Annotated in this window: 16 protein-coding genes and 1 pseudogene; 6 read left to right on the top strand and 11 right to left on the bottom strand. The window is 41.1% G+C overall.

The genetic code is table 11. The features are described from left to right. Positions 1-2: 2 nt before the first annotated feature. On the bottom strand, positions 3-1,007 hold the full coding sequence (locus tag IPL35_01120; GenBank protein MBK8442082.1) for a glycosyltransferase family 2 protein: 1,005 nt from the start codon (positions 1,005-1,007) through the stop codon (positions 3-5). 220 nt (positions 1,008-1,227) lie between these two features. Between IPL35_01120 and ilvA the strand changes: the two genes are divergently transcribed. Beyond that, positions 1,228-2,478, top strand: coding sequence for a threonine ammonia-lyase IlvA (gene ilvA, locus IPL35_01115; protein ID MBK8442081.1), 1,251 nt, complete (start codon positions 1,228-1,230; stop codon positions 2,476-2,478). 54 nt (positions 2,479-2,532) lie between these two features. On the opposite strand, the pseudogene IPL35_01110 reads toward ilvA, so the two are convergent. The 8 genes and pseudogenes from IPL35_01110 to IPL35_01075 all read right to left on the bottom strand — a co-directional run bounded on the left by IPL35_01110 (position 2,533) and on the right by IPL35_01075 (position 10,184). Then, positions 2,533-3,531: pseudogene (locus IPL35_01110) on the bottom strand (ketoacyl-ACP synthase III). Positions 3,532-3,698: 167 nt separating this feature from the next. Then, positions 3,699-3,908, bottom strand: a complete 210-nt coding sequence (rpmF, locus tag IPL35_01105; GenBank protein MBK8442080.1) for a 50S ribosomal protein L32 — start codon at positions 3,906-3,908, stop codon at positions 3,699-3,701. A 40-nt stretch (positions 3,909-3,948) separates the two neighbouring features. Then, the gene (locus tag IPL35_01100) at positions 3,949-4,506 is read right to left on the bottom strand and encodes a DUF177 domain-containing protein (protein MBK8442079.1); all 558 of its coding nucleotides are present in this window, start codon (positions 4,504-4,506) and stop codon (positions 3,949-3,951) included. A gap of 80 nt (positions 4,507-4,586) precedes the next feature. Then, entirely contained in the window at positions 4,587-5,657 is a 1,071-nt protein-coding gene (locus tag IPL35_01095; GenBank protein MBK8442078.1) for a GDP-mannose 4,6-dehydratase, read from the bottom strand. Between the two features lie 143 nt (positions 5,658-5,800). Further along, positions 5,801-6,946 carry a toxin-antitoxin system YwqK family antitoxin gene (locus IPL35_01090; GenBank protein MBK8442077.1) on the bottom strand — a complete coding sequence of 382 codons (1,146 nt, stop codon included), beginning with the start codon at positions 6,944-6,946 and terminating at the stop codon, positions 5,801-5,803. 100 nt (positions 6,947-7,046) lie between these two features. Continuing rightward, the gene (locus tag IPL35_01085; GenBank protein ID MBK8442076.1) at positions 7,047-7,655 is read right to left on the bottom strand and encodes a hypothetical protein; all 609 of its coding nucleotides are present in this window, start codon (positions 7,653-7,655) and stop codon (positions 7,047-7,049) included. Positions 7,656-7,657: 2 nt separating this feature from the next. Further along, complete coding sequence (gene cysQ, locus IPL35_01080) at positions 7,658-8,482, bottom strand: 3'(2'),5'-bisphosphate nucleotidase CysQ (protein ID MBK8442075.1); 825 nt, start codon at positions 8,480-8,482, stop codon at positions 7,658-7,660. Positions 8,483-8,747: 265 nt separating this feature from the next. Further along, complete coding sequence (locus IPL35_01075) at positions 8,748-10,184, bottom strand: HD domain-containing protein (protein MBK8442074.1); 1,437 nt, start codon at positions 10,182-10,184, stop codon at positions 8,748-8,750. Positions 10,185-10,417: 233 nt separating this feature from the next. On the opposite strand from IPL35_01075, the gene IPL35_01070 reads away from it, so the two are divergent. Together IPL35_01070 and IPL35_01065 are read left to right on the top strand one after the other, a co-directional pair. After that, positions 10,418-11,221 (top strand): SDR family oxidoreductase, encoded by an 804-nt coding sequence (locus IPL35_01070; GenBank protein MBK8442073.1) that lies wholly within the window; start codon positions 10,418-10,420, stop codon positions 11,219-11,221. Positions 11,222-11,425: 204 nt separating this feature from the next. Beyond that, positions 11,426-12,163 carry a DUF3575 domain-containing protein gene (locus tag IPL35_01065; protein ID MBK8442072.1) on the top strand — a complete coding sequence of 246 codons (738 nt, stop codon included), beginning with the start codon at positions 11,426-11,428 and terminating at the stop codon, positions 12,161-12,163. A 67-nt stretch (positions 12,164-12,230) separates the two neighbouring features. On the opposite strand, the gene IPL35_01060 is transcribed toward IPL35_01065, so the two are convergent. After that, complete coding sequence (locus tag IPL35_01060; protein MBK8442071.1) at positions 12,231-12,566, bottom strand: hypothetical protein; 336 nt, start codon at positions 12,564-12,566, stop codon at positions 12,231-12,233. Between the two features lie 424 nt (positions 12,567-12,990). Here IPL35_01060 and IPL35_01055 point away from each other — a divergent pair, with 424 nt between their 5' ends. From IPL35_01055 to IPL35_01045, 3 genes are all read left to right on the top strand, one after another. Further along, complete coding sequence (locus IPL35_01055) at positions 12,991-14,604, top strand: CTP synthase (protein ID MBK8442070.1); 1,614 nt, start codon at positions 12,991-12,993, stop codon at positions 14,602-14,604. Between the two features lie 267 nt (positions 14,605-14,871). Beyond that, entirely contained in the window at positions 14,872-16,494 is a 1,623-nt protein-coding gene (locus IPL35_01050; GenBank protein ID MBK8442069.1) for a S8 family serine peptidase, read from the top strand. 116 nt (positions 16,495-16,610) lie between these two features. After that, positions 16,611-17,069: a hypothetical protein gene (locus tag IPL35_01045; GenBank protein MBK8442068.1), complete on the top strand. Its 459-nt coding sequence runs from the start codon at positions 16,611-16,613 to the stop codon at positions 17,067-17,069. Between the two features lie 86 nt (positions 17,070-17,155). On the opposite strand, the gene IPL35_01040 is transcribed toward IPL35_01045, so the two are convergent. After that, complete coding sequence (locus tag IPL35_01040) at positions 17,156-17,845, bottom strand: lysoplasmalogenase (protein MBK8442067.1); 690 nt, start codon at positions 17,843-17,845, stop codon at positions 17,156-17,158. Positions 17,846-17,899: the final 54 nt, after the last annotated feature.

Raw genomic sequence — 17,899 nt, 5'->3', positions numbered from 1 at the left:
AGCTAACGGAAAATTTTGGAAGCTGCATAATGTGCTATTTCGTAGGTATGGAACAGCATCAGTAGCAAAGCCGCCAATGACGAAACAGAAAATAATTCGGGGTAGCGGCGCACAAAATAAAAATAACGCTGGGCTTGTGTTTTTTTGCCCTGCCAAAATGGAGTGTATTTATTGTGCAGTTTGCCGGATTTTATCACATAACGCGCAAAAAGCAAACGCCGGAAATGCAGCGGTATATCTGCTTTATATTGCGCCGACCATTCCAAAAGATGTTCGAAGTGCTGGAGGGAGTGGGTAAATATTTTTTTTTGAGAGGCGGGGTCGCTGTAAGTGTTGGATAAATGCACCCGCCGCAGGGCTACCGCTTCTTTGATGTTTCCGCCGTAGAGTTTTCCTATCATTGCCAAGCGCAGGTGGAGGTGGGTGTCTTCTCCGATGGTGGAGTGTGCATAATAACCCACTTTTTCCAGCAGCGACTTGCGCACTGTGAGCGCATCGCCCGAAAAATGTCCGTTCATACCTTTTATCATCAAAGGAAAAAGCTGTTCGGGGCTTACTTCTTTTTCAATAGTAGTCAAAACGCTTTTGTTGAATTTACGTTGCCAAATATCGCGGGCTTCGGGTACTTCAAAATGAGTACCCAGTGCTTCATACACACCTTCGGCATCAGGATATTGCTCTATTACGGTGCGGGTGGCGGCAAAACGCTGTGGCAAATAAAAATCATCGGAATCCAAAAAGGCTATCCATTCGTTGCGAGCCGCTTTGATGCCCACGTTGCGCGTAGCTCCGGTGCCACAATTTTGGCGGTTGGGGTGTGTGAGCAGGCGAATACGTTGGGGGTATTGTTGTTGAAGTGTAGCAGCAAGTTCATAAGAGCCATCTTTTGAGCCGTCATCTACCAGCAGTATTTCATCAACTTCGGGCTGTATAAGTACTGATTGGACACATTTTTCTAAATAAGGTGCGGCATTATATAAAGGAATGACAACAGAAATTTGCAACATAGCAGCGTTTTTGTTGAATATGCCAAAGGTAGCAGTTATTTATGGTTTTGACAATGATACTTCATATAATTTGCTCATTTTTTATAGATTTGCTTGGCTGATAAAGAATCAGACAAATACTATTTTTTTGTTCTGGAAATATTGTGCTGTACAGTAAGATTTTTATGTACTTTTGGGCATCTTTTATTTCAATACAGCAGGTTCTCATTTTTTATAAGCTATGTCTACGAATTTATTTGAAGAAATCATCAAAGCCGGACAACTTTTAAAAAAGGTTATTTCTCAAACACCTCTGAGCTACAATGCTAATTTTTCGGAGGAGCAGCAAGCAAATATTTATTTTAAAAGAGAAGATTTACAGGTGGTGCGCTCCTACAAAATTCGGGGGGCTTATAATAAAATGATTGCTTTTAATGCCGAAGAACGCGCCAAAGGGGTGGTATGTGCCAGCGCAGGCAACCACGCACAGGGAGTGGCATATTCGTGTAATTTATTGCATATTCATGGCAAAATTTATATGCCCAAAACCACGCCTCAACAAAAAATAAAACAAGTAAAATTATTCGGAAAATCGTTTGTAGAAATTGTACTCATCGGCGATACCTTTGATGATGCCTATCAACAGGCAGTACACGATGCTCAAGAAAGCGGAAAAATTTTTGTGCACCCTTTTGATGACGAAAAAGTGATTGCGGGACAGGGTACGGCGGCGTTGGAAATTCTCAATGATGCCACGGTTCCTATTGATTATATTTTTATTCCCATCGGCGGCGGCGGCTTGGCTTCGGGTGTGGCTACCGTGTTCAAAAAACTCAGCCCCACTACCAAAATTATCGGCGTAGAGCCTTTGGGCGCACCTGCTATGAAAGTTTCCATAGAAAACGGCATCAATACGCCTTTGGAAAAAATAGATAAATTTGTGGACGGCGCAGCAGTGAAACGTGTGGGCGACCTTACTTTTGAAATATGCCGCCACACTTTGGACGATGTGATTTTAGTACCCGAAGGAAAGGTGTGTACTTGTATTTTACGCCTTTACAACGAAGAGGCGATGGTCGTAGAGCCTGCCGGAGCGTTGAGCATTGCGGCATTGGACTATTACAAAGAGCAGATTGCAGGTAAAAATGTAGTATGTATAGTAAGTGGCAGCAACAACGACATTTTGCGCACCGAAGAAATCAAAGAGCGTTCTTTGCTGTTTGAAGGATTAAAACATTATTTTATTATTGAATTTCCGCAGCGTCCGGGTGCTTTTCGCGAGTTTGTAAATGAAGTGCTGGGCAGCGATGACGATATTACTTATTTTCAGTTTGCCAAAAAGAACAACCGCGAGTTGGGACCGGCAGTGGTGGGCATAGAACTCAAAGAACGCGATGATTTTGAAGTACTCATCAGCAAGTTAGAAGAAAAACAAATCCCATATCGCTACCTCAACGATAAAGGCGATTTATTTACACAATTGATAGGATAAAAAAATTAGCTACTCTTTTGCCGATACCTGTGAGCGAAAAATATTTATATTGCGTTAAGCAGGCGTATCATATCCCCATTTTACATAAGTAGAACCCCACGTAAAACCACCTCCGAAAGAAGCCAAAATAATATTGTCGCCTTTGTGGAGTTGTTGTTCCCATTCGTAGAGGCACAAAGGGATAGTGGCTGCCGTAGTATTGCCGTATTTATGGATATTGACCATCACTTTTTCTATTGAAAGTCCCATGCGGTGGGCAGTGGCTTCGATAATGCGCATATTGGCTTGATGCGGCACTAACCAAGATACCTCTTCGCTGCCGAGTTGGTTGCGCTCCATGATTTCTGCCGACACATCAGCCATGCGTGTTACCGCAAATTTGAATACATTTTTTCCTTCTTGATACACATAATGTTCGCGGGCATCTACGGTGGCGTGGCTGGCGGGTTTGGCAGAGCCGCCGGCTTTTTGGTGCAAAAATACGCGTCCACTGCCATCAGAGCGCGAGATGCTGTCTAAAATTCCTATGTTTTCGTGGGTGGGTTCGAGGAGTACGGCGGCGGCGGCATCACCAAACAAAATACAGGTGCTGCGGTCTTGATAATCAACAATAGAGGACATCTTATCTGCACCCACTACCACTACTTTTTTGTATTTTCCGGCTTTGATGAGTTGGGTTGCTGTTTCAAGGGCAAATAAAAAGCCCGAACACGCCGCCGCAATATCAAAACTCACAATATGTCCGCAGCCGACTTTATCGCATATAATATTGGCAGTAGCCGGAAATTGCATATCGGGTGTAACGGTAGCACAAATGAGGGCATCTATTTCGGTGGCGGCGATGCCGCGTTTGCGCAGCAAGTCAGCAACTGCTTTGGCAGCCATATCCGAAGTTGCCAATCCTTCGCCTTTTAATATGCGCCGTTCCAAAATGCCGGTACGCGAAAAAATCCATTCGCTGTCGGTATCCACTATTTTTTCCAAATCGGCATTGCTCAAAATAGTTTCGGGAACATAAGCTCCTAACGCACTGATCTACGCATTGAAAGACATGAGTATCTATATAAAAAAAACACAAAAAATAAGCAGCAACCGAAGATATACTGCAAAAAAAGAAGCAAGAAGTCAAGTATTTCGCAACCTTTCAGGGCTGTTCAAAATTCCTGCTTCTCGCTTTTTATATCTGTATTGAGATTAAGAAAGAATAAAAAATTCAGTTTTTAGTTCTGTTCTGCTTTGGCAGATTTTTCGTAATTCTCAATCATTTTTTTCCCTTTGTAGTACAAGTCGCCATCTACTACATAGGCGCGATGCCACAAATGAGGTGTTTGTGTAACGGGACAAATAGACACATTAGGTAATTCCGCTTTGTAGTGCGTTCTGCGTTTGTCGCGGCGCACGACGGAGTGTCGTCTTTTGGGATGAGGCATATTATAGTATTATTTTATAGAGTTATTAAATATTTTTACTTTATTGTTTATTATTTTGCTGTTTTAATGCTAATAATGATTGCCAGCGCGGGTCTGTTTCATTATCGGAAGAAGGTACAGTATTTTTTTGTTCGTTTTTTTGAAGATGTTGAATGATAGTTGCATCGCAGCCCATTTTTCCTTCGGCAGTATCAGGGTGCACTCTGCGCACCGGAATACTCAATATTATAAATTCATAAATCAATTGTGTTACATTGATGCTTATATCCTGATTTGCGATATACACTACATCTATAGTATCATCAGAAGCCGCAGCGTCATCGCTGTATTTTGCCAAAACGCGGTACCTGCCGTTAATTCCTATGTCAAATATTTCCAAGCAACGGTCACATTCCGTAGGCACAGTACCTTCTATTGAAAAATCCAATACAAAAAAATTGTTCTTTTTCTCAAAATCCAAATATACCTCTACATTGGATTGCTGGACAGGCGAATCGGGAAAATGTTGAAAAAATTCCCTATCAATATGATATTGAAATGTATGATGCCCAACTTTTAAGCCGACAAAAGGGATAGTATATTTATCGTTTGCCTTCAAAACTGCATGCTTAGTTTACGAATTAGGGCGCAAATATAGGCAAATTTTAATAAAATTATCAAAAAAAATAATGATAATTTTTAATGGTAAATGGGATATTTCTGCGGATAATAGTATTGTAGGAACCACTCGGCGTATTGTTGAATACCTTTGCTAAGTGGGGTGGTGGGTTTAAAGCCGCAATAATGGAATATTTTATTGGTGTCAGCCCAAGTATTGCTTACTTCGCCGGCTTGCATCGGTAAGTATTTTATGTCGGCTTTTTGCTCCAGCACATTTTCAAGTAAATCAATGAGCGATTTAATCAATATAGGTTGTGTGTTGCCTATATTCATCAAAGTATAATTCGGAGTGGTTTTTTCTTCCGGCATTATACATTGATGCTGCTCCAAATTTGCAAGAGCTTTTTGCATTAAATTTACGATACCTGTAACTACATCATCAATATATGTAAAATCACGATATAGATTGCCTTGGTTGTATAGTTCTATGGTTTGGTGTTCGCATATAGCCTTGCAAAAACGATACATTGCCATATCGGGTCGTCCCCACGGACCGTACACCGTGAAAAAGCGCAATCCCATTGTAGGCAGGTTATACAGATGGCTGTAGGTATAAGCTAAGATTTCGTTGCTTTTTTTGGTAGCGGCATAAATGCTAATAGGGTGTTCGGTGTCGTCAGTTTCGGCAAAGGGTTTTTGTTGTTGTTCGCCATAAACACTGGAACTGCTGGCATACATCAACAAGCGAATATTATGCGCAGCGGCGGTATTGATGACGTTGAAAAAACCTCTGATGTTTGTATCAATATAAGTAGCCGGATTTTGAAGACTGTAGCGCACTCCGGCTTGTGCCGCCAAATGACAAACTACGGCGATGTTTTGTTCTTCCTGAAAAAGTCTGCGGATAAGAATTTCATCACATATATCATAGCGGTAAAAAGTGAACGATGGGTGTGTTTTGCTATGATATACGCTATTATTGTCGGCTTGCAGATGTATTCCGAGCGATTGAAGACGGTCTTTTTTCAGACTTATATCATAATAGTCATTAAGATTATCTATTCCTGCGACTTGATAGCCTAATTCCAATAGTTTTTTACTGATGTGAAAGCCGATAAAACCCGCAGCACCACTCACTAATATTTTCATCAAAAACTGGGTTCTTATTGATTCAGAAAAAAATAAATAATAGGCGAAGGATTATAAAAGCATTGTTTAGGTATAAAGTATGAATTATACAGTTTAATAAAAATAATTCAGTACAAAATACCTAACAATGAGATAATCTTGTTTTATTTCTTTTTAGGCTGTGTTTCTGTGTCAGGTTTCTGCGGATTTTGTGCCGTTTGTGGTGCGCCGCCGCCTTTGCCTTTTCTGCCTTTGCCGCCCATTCCTTTGGGGTTGTTGATTTGACGACCGCTGCGGTCAAAACGTGTCGTTTCGCCAATGGGGCTTCCATTTACATAAACGGTTTCGGCAGCCACCATACCATTTTCGTGCCATTCAATTTCTTTTCCTTCCTTATCGCCATTAATATAGTGGATTTCTGTTTTTTTGGCACCATTCATATACCATTCGGTATAAGTACCTACGGTGATACCGTCTTTTACCATAAATTCTTTCTTTTTAGCTCCTGAAGGGTACATTTCAAGGCTTACGCCGTCAATGATACCATTTTTGTATCCGATTTGAGATTTGGCTTTACCGTCTTCGTACCACTCGGTAGCCAAGCCGTGTAAATTGCCACTAATATATGTCGCATCTGATTTGGGTGTGCCATCAGGATACCAAGAATTAGATTTTCCGTTGAGTTGTCCGTTGCTGTAATATTGTTCTTTTGCTTTTTTTCCGGTGTCATAAAATTCTACACGAACACTATCCAACTGATAATCTTTATACCTTTCAAATAACTTTACACTTCCGTTCGGAAACCATTCGGTGCGTGTGCCGCTTACATCGCCAGTTTGTTCAGCTTTTTTTGCTCCATTTTCATAATAGGTAGTTTTTAAGCCTGCTTCTACACCGTTTTTATACGTTTGAACAGTTTTTAACTGTTTTGTATTTGGAAACCACTCCTTTTGTTCGCCGTCTAATTTTCCGACCAGATAGTTTTCTTCTTTAACCATGTGTCCGTTGCGATTAAAAATTTGGGAAGTACCTTCTTTAAAACCATTGACAAAACTAATTTTTTCTTTTATAAAACCCGGCTCAAAAAGAGTATATGCTTTTCCGGTATAGGGGGTACTGCCCTGATAATACACACCACCTTTAAAGTTTAAATCTTTAATAGGTAAACCCTCTACTTCTACTTTTACAGAAGGTAAATTATTATCTACTACAGCTTTAGTATCTTCAGATGATGCTTCGTTATTTCTGCAAGCCGTAAACAACAACAGAATAAATGTAAATAAAGAGAAGTAAGTATGGATATATTTCATAATTAATCTGTATTAAATGTAAGAATAGAACAACTGTTTTGGATGAAAATAACCAGTTGCAAGGGCAAAGTTATTTTTATTTTAAATATCTGCGAAGTGTTTATTTGAATAAATTTCTGCCTAAACCTTTCTTTTTTTGGTTAGATTTTTTGTTGGGTGTATAATCTTCAATGGCTACGATTTTTCCGTTTCTGTATTCGGTTTCCATTTTTTTCTTTCCGCTTTGATACCATTCGGCGTGTAACCCGTGTTTTTTTCCTTCTTCATATCTCATCACCGACTTCACCGTACCGATAGGATACCACTCGGTAAATGTGCCGTCTATTTGGTCTTGGGCGTTGAAATACATTTCTAATTTTTTCTTTCCGTTAGAATACCAGTCTTTGCGTTCTTTTTTTGTGCCGTCGCTGCGATACAAAATTTCGTAGCTTTTTTGTTTTTCCTCAGATTTACTGTTGTAGTAGCCTGTTTTCTGAAACGGAATACCATCTTCTAAATACATAATTAATTTGGGGCTTCCGTTGTCGTAGTATTCCACGGCGCGTCCGGTATAACGCACCTCACCAAAAGAATACAACTCGGTGGTGTCATTCAGCTTAGATAATTGCGTGGTACGCACTGTTTGTCCTTTAAATTCATTTTTGCACGAAATAGTACCTATCCACAGCGAAGCTGCACATAATAGGGGCAGCCATGATTTCCTTATCATTTTTAAAGACAAATAAAAGACGGGTTTTTTAAAGATTCTTTGTTATACACTAATTTCTCCTTATATTCAAAATCTATAATTTTTTTTCCTGCTCCCAAAGCAATGGCGTGTCCGGCGGCGATATCCCATTCCATAGTAGGAGCTAAACGCGGGTATTCGTCAGCTACACCTTCTGCTACTAAACATATTTTCAAAGAACTACCCCGCGATACCAAACTAAGAGTGCCTTTGCTTTGCTGCAATTGTTCTAAATAAATTTGTGTATCTGTATTCAAATGCGAACGGCTTGCTACCACTGTATAGTTTCTGTCTGTTTGGGGCTTGGGCAAAGGTATTTTTTGAGCCTGCAAATATATATCATTTTGCACGATTTCATCTTTTTTATTTTCAAAAATCCCTATATTGGCAGCCGCATTTTCCAATTTAAAAGATCCCATATCCATACCTCCAAAATACAACGTATCGTTTACAGGAATATAAATAACGCCGAAAACAGGTGTCCCTGCTTCCAACAAAGCAATATTGACGGTGAAGTCGCCGTTTTTTTTGATAAATTCTTTAGTGCCGTCTAAGGGATCTACCAACCACCAACGCTGCCAAGTGGCACGTTCGGTAAAGGGTATATCTTTGCCTTCTTCACTCAATATAGGAATACCCGTATCCTCCAAATGGTGTATAATAACCTGATGGGCGCGGCGGTCGGCGAGTGTAAGCGGCGAGTCGTCACTTTTGTAATCTACGCCAAAGTCCTGCGCATATATTTCCAATATTTCTTTTCCGGCTTCAACGGCGGCATACAAAGCCCTGACGTATATGTCTTTCACGATTGATTTTGATGGTATTTAAAGTGTATTTATAAAATGACGACAGGCAAAATTACTTGAAAAAAATGAAATTTTGTCAGTTTTTCAGTATTCGCCCCTGTTTTTTATGTTTAAAATGCAATACTAACTCCGAAAAGATGTTTAAAAATAACTTGTATTTATTTTTTAATAATTGAATTCTTTATTAATCAATTATTTGTCAATAAATTTATTTTAAAATATTTTAATTTATATATTTATGTATGCTTTTATTTTGTAATAAAAAAAATCATTGCTGTATCGGAAAAAGCCCGCGTTGGGCGGCGGCAGACAACATAAACTCGTGGGCTGCATTTTTTTCGTTGGCAATTGCGCCATCTAAGATAGCCTCGCGAATGAGCGTTTTCAATTCGCCTACCAATTTGCCCGGACGCAGTCCAAACATTTGCATAATTTCATCGCCGCTGACGGGAGGCTGCCAGTTGCGCATGCGGTCTTTTTCTTCCACTTCGCGTAATTTCAGTTGCACCATTTCGTAATTTTCCAAAAAACGGGCAACCTTTTCGCGGTTTTTGGAGGTAATGTCGGCTTTGCACAGCAACATCAAATCTTCCAAGTCGTCGCCGGCATCAAATAATAGACGGCGAATAGCGGAGTCGGTTACATTTTCTTTGGTGAGCGAAATAGGGCGCAGGTGCAGTGCCACCAATTTTTGCACTTTTTTCATCGTTTCGTTCATCGGCAGTTTGAGCGAACGAAAGATTTTAGGCACCATTGCTGCACCTACGGCATCGTGCCCATGAAATGTCCAGCCGCCGCCTTCAAAACGTTTGGTGCGCGGCTTGCCGATGTCGTGCAAAATAGCCGCCCAGCGTAACCACAAATCGCCGGAATATTTGGCTACATTATCCAGCACTTGCAGGGTATGAAAAAAATTGTCTTTGTGACCCACTCCGTCAATATATTCTGCACCTTGCAGGGCTACCATTTCAGGAAAAATGTGGTTCAACAAGCCGGTATTGTACAATATTTTAAAGCCCACCGAAGGCTGCGGCGACAATACTATTTTGTTCAGCTCGTCAATAACGCGCTCTTGTGATACGATATGAATACGCTCGGCTTGTTCAGCCATGGCTTGCAAGGCGCGTGGGTCTATCTGAAAATGAAGCTGCGAAGCAAAGCGGGCGGCACGCATCATGCGCAGGGGGTCATCAGAGAATGTAACAGCGGGGTCGAGAGGGGTTCGGAGTACTTTGCGCTCCAAATCCTCCAAACCGCCGAAGGGGTCTAAGAGTTCGCCAAAATCGGCTTGATTGAGGCTCACAGCCAGCGCATTGATGGTAAAATCGCGGCGGCGTTGGTCGTCTTGCAGGGTGCCGTTTTCAACAATGGGCTTGCGCGAATGGCGGTCGTAGCTTTCTTTGCGTGCGCCTACAAATTCCCAGTCCACACCTTTATATATAAATTGAGCTGTGCCGAAATTTTTAAAAAAATTGACTTTGGGCGCAGGTTGAAGGCGTTGAGCCACAGCCTGTGCCACCTCAATACCATTGCCCACGCACAATACATCTGCATCTTTGCAGGGGCGTTGCAACAGCAAATCGCGCACTAAGCCGCCAATGACGTACAAAGGTACATTTTCTTCATTTGCCACTTGTGCCAGCACAGCGAGCGGCTTTTGGTAGGCGGCGGGTAATGCGGAAATCAGAGATTTTGTAGGAAACATGAAAGCGCAAAATTAACACAAAAATTGGTATGGTAAAACGGCAAGCGTGGCTTTTACGGCAAGTATGGCAATATTTATCCGGTTTTTACCTGCTTTATCTATTTATCGTGTGTGGGACAAATTGCAGTTGTATATTTGTTTTCCTTATTTTTTAGCTCTATCCTGAAAAAGATTTGTGCTATTTTTGTTGTTTGTTTTATTTTTTTAAAAAAATCATATCCGCTTTTATTTCTATGACAACAAAACTTTTGCAAGGCAAGCGCGGCATTATCTTTGGCGCACTCGACGAACAATCTATTGCCTGGCAGGTGGCACTCCAATGCCATGCGCAGGGTGCAAAATTTACACTCACCAATGCGCCGGTGGCGTTGCGTATGGGAAAAATCAATGAGTTGGCGGAGCATTGCGGCAGCGAACTCATCGGTGCAGATGCCACTGTGGTAGAAGATTTAGAACATTTATTACAACACTCCGAAGTGGTTTTGGGCGGAAAAATTGATTTTATCCTGCACTCCATCGGTATGTCGCTCAATGTGCGCAAAAAAAAGGACTACACCGACCTCAATTACGAGTGGATGCTCAAAACGCTGGATATTTCGGCGATTTCTTTTCATAAACTCATGCAAAGCGCGTATCGTTTGGATAGCATGAACGAGGGCGGCAGTATTGTGGCACTTACTTATATTGCGGCGCAGCGCACTTTTCCTGATTACAGCGAGATGGCGGAAGCCAAAGCTTTATTGGAGTCTTTTGCGCGGAGTTTCGGCTATCATTTCGGTGTAAAGAAAAAAGTGCGCGTGAATACCATTTCGCAGTCGCCAACGTGGACAACGGCGGGCAGCGGCGTGAAAGGATTTAAAGAATTTTTTGACTATGCCGACAAAATGTCGCCTTTGGGCAATGCTCCGGCGGTGGCTTGTGCCGATTATTGCGTGGCTTTGTTTTCGGATTTAACGCGCTTCGTAACCATGCAAAACCTCTATCACGATGGCGGTTTCAGCAGCATGGGTATGTCGCCTGCTTTATTGCCTGAATAAGAAAAGAGGTAAAAAAATATTATAACTTATTGTTTTGATGTTTTGTATTTAGTGTTTAATAATCAAATATTTATGATATGCAGATAAAACTAAAGCATTGTTTTTTTATGATTAAAAGCATCTTTTAATGTTTTTATTTCGTTGTATGGATAATTTATAGCAAACGTAACCATTCTTATATATTTATTTAACTCAACAAAAACAATGAAAAAGAAATTTTTACTATCTCTGATTTGTGCATCAATAAGCCTCGCTGCTCAGGCGCAGTCGGTAGCCGTAAAACTCAACGCTACGAGTTTGGCTCTCAAAAGTATCGTACCTTCGGTAGAATTTAAGTTAGGAGCCGAGTCGCCTTTTACGGCGGGTTTAGGGGTATCGTATGCTTTGGAGCGCGACATTAAATTAGATGCACTTGCCGAGCAAACCAATGGCGAAAAATTTGAATACGAAGGTTCTTTGTCGCTTTCAGGTTTCAGCATTACTCCTTTTGCACGTTGGTATCCGGGAGCCGAATCTATGAAAGGTTTTTATGTGGGCGTTTTTGCTCGTTATCTCAAATATGATGATTTGGGCTTGCCTTATGCCTATACCAAAGACGGCGAAAAATTTACCGGTATTGCTACCGGCTATGCCAAAGGTTTTGGCGGCGGCTTGGATTTGGGTGCGCAGTTTCCGATAGGTCCTGTTATTTTAGACGTATTTTTTGGTGCGGGCTATGCCGCCGGAAAATCGTGGATAAACGTATATGATCCCGAAAACTTAACTGCCGAAGATTATGCCGAAATCAAACAAAAAATTGACGAGAACAAAACCGCCGAAGTATTTGGTTTGGGGCGTATTATAGAAAATATAGAAGCCGGCTCCAACGAAACTTCGGCTTGGGCTGAGAGCAAAGGTATTCCTATTTTGCGCGGCGGTATTCAGGTGGGTATTGCTTTTTAATAAAATTATTTTTAAAGATGATTTGAAAATAAAAAAACGAGGCTGTCAGCCTCGTTTTTTTATTTTCTCAAGGAAATATCCACCCCTGTTCCTGACAAGAAGAAAGCGTAAAATTTTTATTTACTATTGTTGGATAAAAAACGTAGCCACTTACTTGCTCCGCTTTAGCCGTATGTACCCCTTTTTCTAATTCATATACAATTTCAGTATTTCCCGACATCTGTTTTTTGAATGTCCCGTCTATGAACAAATTATAGGGATTGTCGGAGGTGTTTGTGAACCGCATTGGAACAAGAGTACACCCTGAATTATTAGTACCCCCATTGTCATCATCATCTTTATTACAACCAAAATTAAACGTTGTTGCCACTAAAAAAAGAAATAAAATAATTGTTTTTTGCATATCAAATAACCTTTTTAAGAATTAAAAAATGTAATAAATTGTAAAAATGCTTATTGCTTAATAGTGATTCAATTACACTTTTTTGAAATTTCTTAATTAATAATGATATGCATACGCATATATATATATATATATATATATACGTATAATTCTGAATTAAAACAATTTGTATTTATTTTTTTACTTACAAAAAATAATATTTTTCATGAAAATTTTATAGATAAATTTATTGAAAAAAATAAAATCAAATGAGTTTTAAAAGATAAAGCTATGGTCATCAGTTAAATCCATTTTATCGGTGTTCTGTTATTGTTTAAATATCTTATTTTGTTAATTCTTTGTAAAGCCTACGCCGTATATTCAACAGTGTGGTAATATTTACCTATCTTTGTATCCCGTATTCTAAAAAAAATAGACTGGAACAATGACCAAATATATTTTTGTTACGGGCGGGGTTACTTCTTCTCTCGGCAAAGGCATTTTCGCTTCTTCCTTGGCTTTGTTGCTCCAAGCACGCGGCTTGCGGGTAACTATCCAAAAATTTGACCCTTATTTGAATGTAGATCCCGGCACGCTCAATCCTTACGAGCACGGTGAATGTTTTGTGACCGAAGACGGAGCCGAATGTGATTTGGACTTGGGGCATTATGAGCGTTTTTTGAGCAGTAATACTGCTCAGGAAAATAACGTAACCACCGGCAGAATTTATCAAACCGTGATTGAAAAAGAACGGCGCGGTGATTATTTGGGCAAAACCGTACAAATTGTGCCGCATATCACCGACGAAATCCAACGCCGTATGTTGCTTTTGGGCGGCAAAGGCAACTTCGACATCGTCATTACAGAATTGGGCGGCACCGTGGGCGATATAGAGTCGCTGCCTTATATAGAAGCGGTGCGCCAGCTCAAATGGAGTTTGGGCGCAAATAATTGTTTGGTGCTGCACCTCACTTTGATACCTTTTCTGAACGCCGCCCAAGAACTCAAAACCAAACCTACGCAGCACTCCGTGAAGGAACTCGCCAAAGACGGCGTAATTCCTGATGTGTTAGTTTGCCGCACCGAGTACCACCTCAGCGAAGATATTCGCCGCAAATTGGCTTTGTTTTGCAATGTGGATCAAAATGCGGTCATTGAAGCCATTGATGCCGACAGCATTTATCATGTGCCTTTGCTGATGCTGGAAGAAAAATTGGATAATTTGGTACTGGAAAAATTGCGTCTGCCCAACCGCCAAAAACCCGACCTCAATAATTGGCAAGCCTTTTTAAAACGCCTCAAAAACCCGAAAAACGAAGTGCGCATCGGTTTGGTAGGAAAATACATTGAACTGCAAGATGCGTATAAATCAATTTTGGAAGCATTTATACACGCTTCGGCACACTTGCAAATCAAAGTACAGGTAGTGCCTATTCATTCGGAGCAGGTAAATGAAGATAATGTAGCCGACCTGTTAAAAGATTTGCACGGCGTATTGGTAGCACCGGGTTTTGGAAATCGTGGCATTGAAGGAAAAATTGCCGCTATACGCTATGTGCGCGAACAGAAAATTCCGTTTTTTGGTATTTGTTTGGGCATGCAATGTGCCGTGATAGAGTTTGCCCGCCATGTGCTGCACCTCTCCGCCGCCCACTCCACCGAAATGCAACCCGATACCGAACACCCGATTATTGATTTGATGGAAGGACAAAAAAACGTGGCGATGAAAGGCGGCACGATGCGACTGGGTGCTTATAGCTGCGTGCTGGAAAAAAACTCCTTAGCGGCGCAAAGCTACGGCACTCTTACGATTTCGGAACGCCACCGCCACCGCTACGAACTCAACAATGCCTATTTGGAGGCATTGGAACAAAATGGTCTCAGAGCCACCGGTATCAACCCCGACAACAATTTGGTAGAAGTGGTAGAACTCGCCGGACACCCCTGGTTTGTGGGCGTACAGTTTCACCCTGAGTTCAAAAGCCGCGTCACCCAAGCACACCCCCTGTTTGCAGCATTTGTAGAAGCAGCGTTGAAATATAAAAATACACGGCAGTAATGCCAAATTTTATCGTATTTTTGTACGATTTCAAATGCCCTGTAATAAAAAAGCAACGAAAAATATTTTAATTAAAATACATAGAAAAGAATTGAATCATTTGAAAAAACTGATGAGTGATTTTGATTTTTATTATGAAATGATATAGAAAATCAAAGGGCAGTTGCTTTTTTAGTACTTGAAATATTGTACAGCACATAGCGGGTAAAAATATTGAATGGCTTTTTATTGATAAAAAAATAATAATTTTCGGTTGCTAACAAAATTATGCGCAGTATCATCACTTTATTATCCATTATAATATTTTTGTGCTCACTGCAAGCGGCGGCGCAGGGGCAGCAGCGCGATATTTATTGGCTGCATTTGAGCGATAAGCAAGCATCGCCTTATTCGGTGCTGCACCCGCAGACGTTTTTATCAACTGCTGCTTTGGAACGCCGTCGTCAGGCGGGTATTGCCGTCACCGAACAGGATATGCCTGTCAATCCTGCCTACATCGCTGCTATCCGACAAAGCAACGTTGAAATACATAGCGTTTCCAAATGGTTCAACGCCGTTGCTGTATATGCCGATGCCGACCAAATCGCCGCCCTCGCACGGTTGCCTTTTGTGCGCCGTACTCAATTATTACACCGCAGCAACAGCCGTACTGCCAACAACAATGCCCAACACAAATGGAGCGAAACTTTTGATTTGGACACTTGGTATGGCGGCGCACGCACACAAATAGAAATGCTCAATTTGCATCAGTTTCACCGCATTGGCTTGCAGGGGCAAGGTATGTTGATAGCAGTAATAGATGCCGGATTTCCGAAATATAAAACATCGGCGGCATTGCAGCATTTGATTCAGGAGCAGCGCATCAAACATGTTTGGAACTATGTCAATAATAGTGCCGATATTGAAAATACCGGCTCTACACACGGTGCTAATGTGCTTTCTATATTGGCGGGTAATTATCCCGACAAATACTATGGCAGTGCCCCTGCTGCGGACTATATGCTGTTTGTGAGCGAAGATGTATCGTCAGAAACACCCATAGAAGAAGTAAACTGGACACTCGCCGCCGAATTTGCCGACAGTGCCGGAGCTGATATTTTTTCTACTTCGCTCGGCTATTATTTATTTGATGACGGATATGAAGATTATACCTACAACGATATGAACGGCGACTACACCATCATTACCCGCGCTGCCGATATAGCGGCTTCCAAAGGAATTTTGGTGATAAACGCTGCCGGCAACGAAGGCAACAGCCCTTGGAATTATATCATTGCGCCCGCCGATGGCGATAGTGTACTGTCAGTGGGTGCAGTGGATAAAGAGCGTCAGTACGCAGGTTTCAGTTCAAGAGGACCTTCGTATGATGGACGCATAAAGCCCAATGTAGCCACAATGGGGCAAGCAACGGCACTTATCAGCGATACTTCGGTGTATAACGGCAGTGGCACTTCTTACGCCTGTCCTTTGATGTCGGGTGCTGCCGCTTGCCTGTGGCAAAGTTTGCGCTATAAAAGCAGTATGGAGCTTTTTGCTGCCATTCAGCAAAGTGCTTCGCAATACACTGCGCCCGATGATAGGCTCGGTTATGGGATTCCTGATATGGTGAAAGCCCACGAAATCTTAGCAAGCGGCGAAGTTTTTTCTGCCAACTTATGGACGACAGAAAATGTACCCCGCTATGTTTTTCACGCCGCCGACTCGCAGGCAGTTCGTTATTATATTTGCGACCTCGCAGGAAGGGTTGTAATGGAAAGCGACGATACAAAAACATTATACGAATTACAAACCATATCTGCCGGCAGTTCTTTATCGGCGGGTATGTATATTGTGCAGGTGCAAGGCGAAAAAGGAACTTTAACGCATAGTTTTAAATTAGTGGTGCAGTGATATAAATGAATATAATGTACACGAAGAGTTTGCCTAAATTACCGGATTGGGAAGCTCAATACCTCTGAAAAATATCAGTTTTAAATCAAATTACCAATTTTTATAGTTAAAAAAGTATGAAAAATTTTGAACAACTTTCCGAACAACAACAAAATGTGATGTATGATGCGCTTCCGCTCATCACTATTTTGATAGCAGGTGCAGATGACGACATTGAACTCGACGAAACCCACTGGGCAAAAAGGGTTATTCATTTTCGCGAATTTACAACTGCCGAAATTTTACAGGATTTTTACAAGGAGTTAGCCGAAAATCGTTTTGAAGCCCGCCTGCGGGATCTCATTGAAATGTTGCCCGAAAATACGCCCATCAGACAAGGGATTATATCCTCTCAATTAGAAAAATTAAATCCGGTATTAGCCGATTTGAACCCTGAATTTTCAGTGCCTTACTACCAAAGTTTATTGTCTTTTGCCAAGCAAGTAGCAAGAGCAGATGGCGGTGTACTGGGATTTTTCAGCGTATCAAAAGAAGAAGAGCAGTATCTTGATTTACCGATGATACAGCCGATATAATAAGCTGAACCGATAATATTTTAATTATTTTTTTGCAACGCTTCGGAGATTCAAGAACCTTCGGAGCGTTGTATTTTTATTGATGATCAGTTTAACAAAGCTGTTACATCTTCTTCTTCATCTGCATCATCTTGTTCATCAATAGCGGAGGGGTTTTTATTGTCAAAACGAATCAACAAACCTTTAATAATAAAGAACTGCGCTGTTAAATAGGTGAGCATTACCCAAAAATTATATTCTCCGCTGCCTTTTTGTACAAATTTTGACTCTGCCAACAGCGAATCAGATGCTACCAACAATACCGCTCCTACAAAAACAAACAAAAAACTGTAGGGTCTGCTGCGGCGAAAAAAAGCAGTAATCATCATGGTAGTTAATACCACAGCATACACGCCTACCGGAAGTTTCATATCGCCCAAATGGGGGTATAAGTGATAAAAAAACAACAAGCCGTATAAGACAGAGAAAGGTACGATGAGTTTGTTCCAACGAATGGTTGTGCCACCTTGCTTATGAAACAACCAAATATAGCTCAGATGTGCCAATAAAAAAGAACCTAAACCCGCCATAAAAAACAAAGGTTCATTGCCCCACAGCAACAGCGTATCTCCTATTCCTGAAAAGAAAAGTGCCAACAAAATAGCATAGCGCAATTTTTCGTACTCCGTGTTGCTGATGTAGTGTGCTATGAGCAAGGGCATAAACAAAGGCTTGATAAACATTGCCATTTGTGGGTGCTGAAAAAACAGCGTATTGAGCAAGTAAAGTACTGCCAATACAATATATAAGATGCTGAATATCTTTTCTTTATGCAAAGGACGCTTTTTTAG

The organism is Sphingobacteriales bacterium, from assembly GCA_016711285.1.
Lineage (GTDB): Bacteria > Bacteroidota > Bacteroidia > Chitinophagales > UBA2359 > JADJTG01.
The sequence above is the reverse complement of the archived record's forward strand: the minus strand, read 5'-3'. Positions and strand labels throughout refer to the sequence as shown.

Bases quoted from the DNA above. Each gene is read 5' to 3' on its own strand.
- IPL35_01065 (MBK8442072.1), top strand. From the start codon at position 11,426: ATGAAAAAGAAATTTTTACTATCTCTGATTTGTGCATCAATAAGCCTC.
- IPL35_01050 (MBK8442069.1), top strand. From the start codon at position 14,872: ATGCGCAGTATCATCACTTTATTATCCATTATAATATTTTTGTGCTCA.
- rpmF (MBK8442080.1), bottom strand. From the start codon at position 3,908: ATGCCTCATCCCAAAAGACGACACTCCGTCGTGCGCCGCGACAAACGC.
- IPL35_01085 (MBK8442076.1), bottom strand. From the start codon at position 7,655: ATGATAAGGAAATCATGGCTGCCCCTATTATGTGCAGCTTCGCTGTGG.
- IPL35_01090 (MBK8442077.1), bottom strand. From the start codon at position 6,946: ATGAAATATATCCATACTTACTTCTCTTTATTTACATTTATTCTGTTG.
- IPL35_01060 (MBK8442071.1), bottom strand. From the start codon at position 12,566: ATGCAAAAAACAATTATTTTATTTCTTTTTTTAGTGGCAACAACGTTT.
- IPL35_01055 (MBK8442070.1), top strand. From the start codon at position 12,991: ATGACCAAATATATTTTTGTTACGGGCGGGGTTACTTCTTCTCTCGGC.
- IPL35_01070 (MBK8442073.1), top strand. From the start codon at position 10,418: ATGACAACAAAACTTTTGCAAGGCAAGCGCGGCATTATCTTTGGCGCA.
- IPL35_01045 (MBK8442068.1), top strand. From the start codon at position 16,611: ATGAAAAATTTTGAACAACTTTCCGAACAACAACAAAATGTGATGTAT.
- IPL35_01075 (MBK8442074.1), bottom strand. From the start codon at position 10,184: ATGTTTCCTACAAAATCTCTGATTTCCGCATTACCCGCCGCCTACCAA.
- IPL35_01120 (MBK8442082.1), bottom strand. From the start codon at position 1,007: ATGTTGCAAATTTCTGTTGTCATTCCTTTATATAATGCCGCACCTTAT.
- ilvA (MBK8442081.1), top strand. From the start codon at position 1,228: ATGTCTACGAATTTATTTGAAGAAATCATCAAAGCCGGACAACTTTTA.
- IPL35_01095 (MBK8442078.1), bottom strand. From the start codon at position 5,657: ATGAAAATATTAGTGAGTGGTGCTGCGGGTTTTATCGGCTTTCACATC.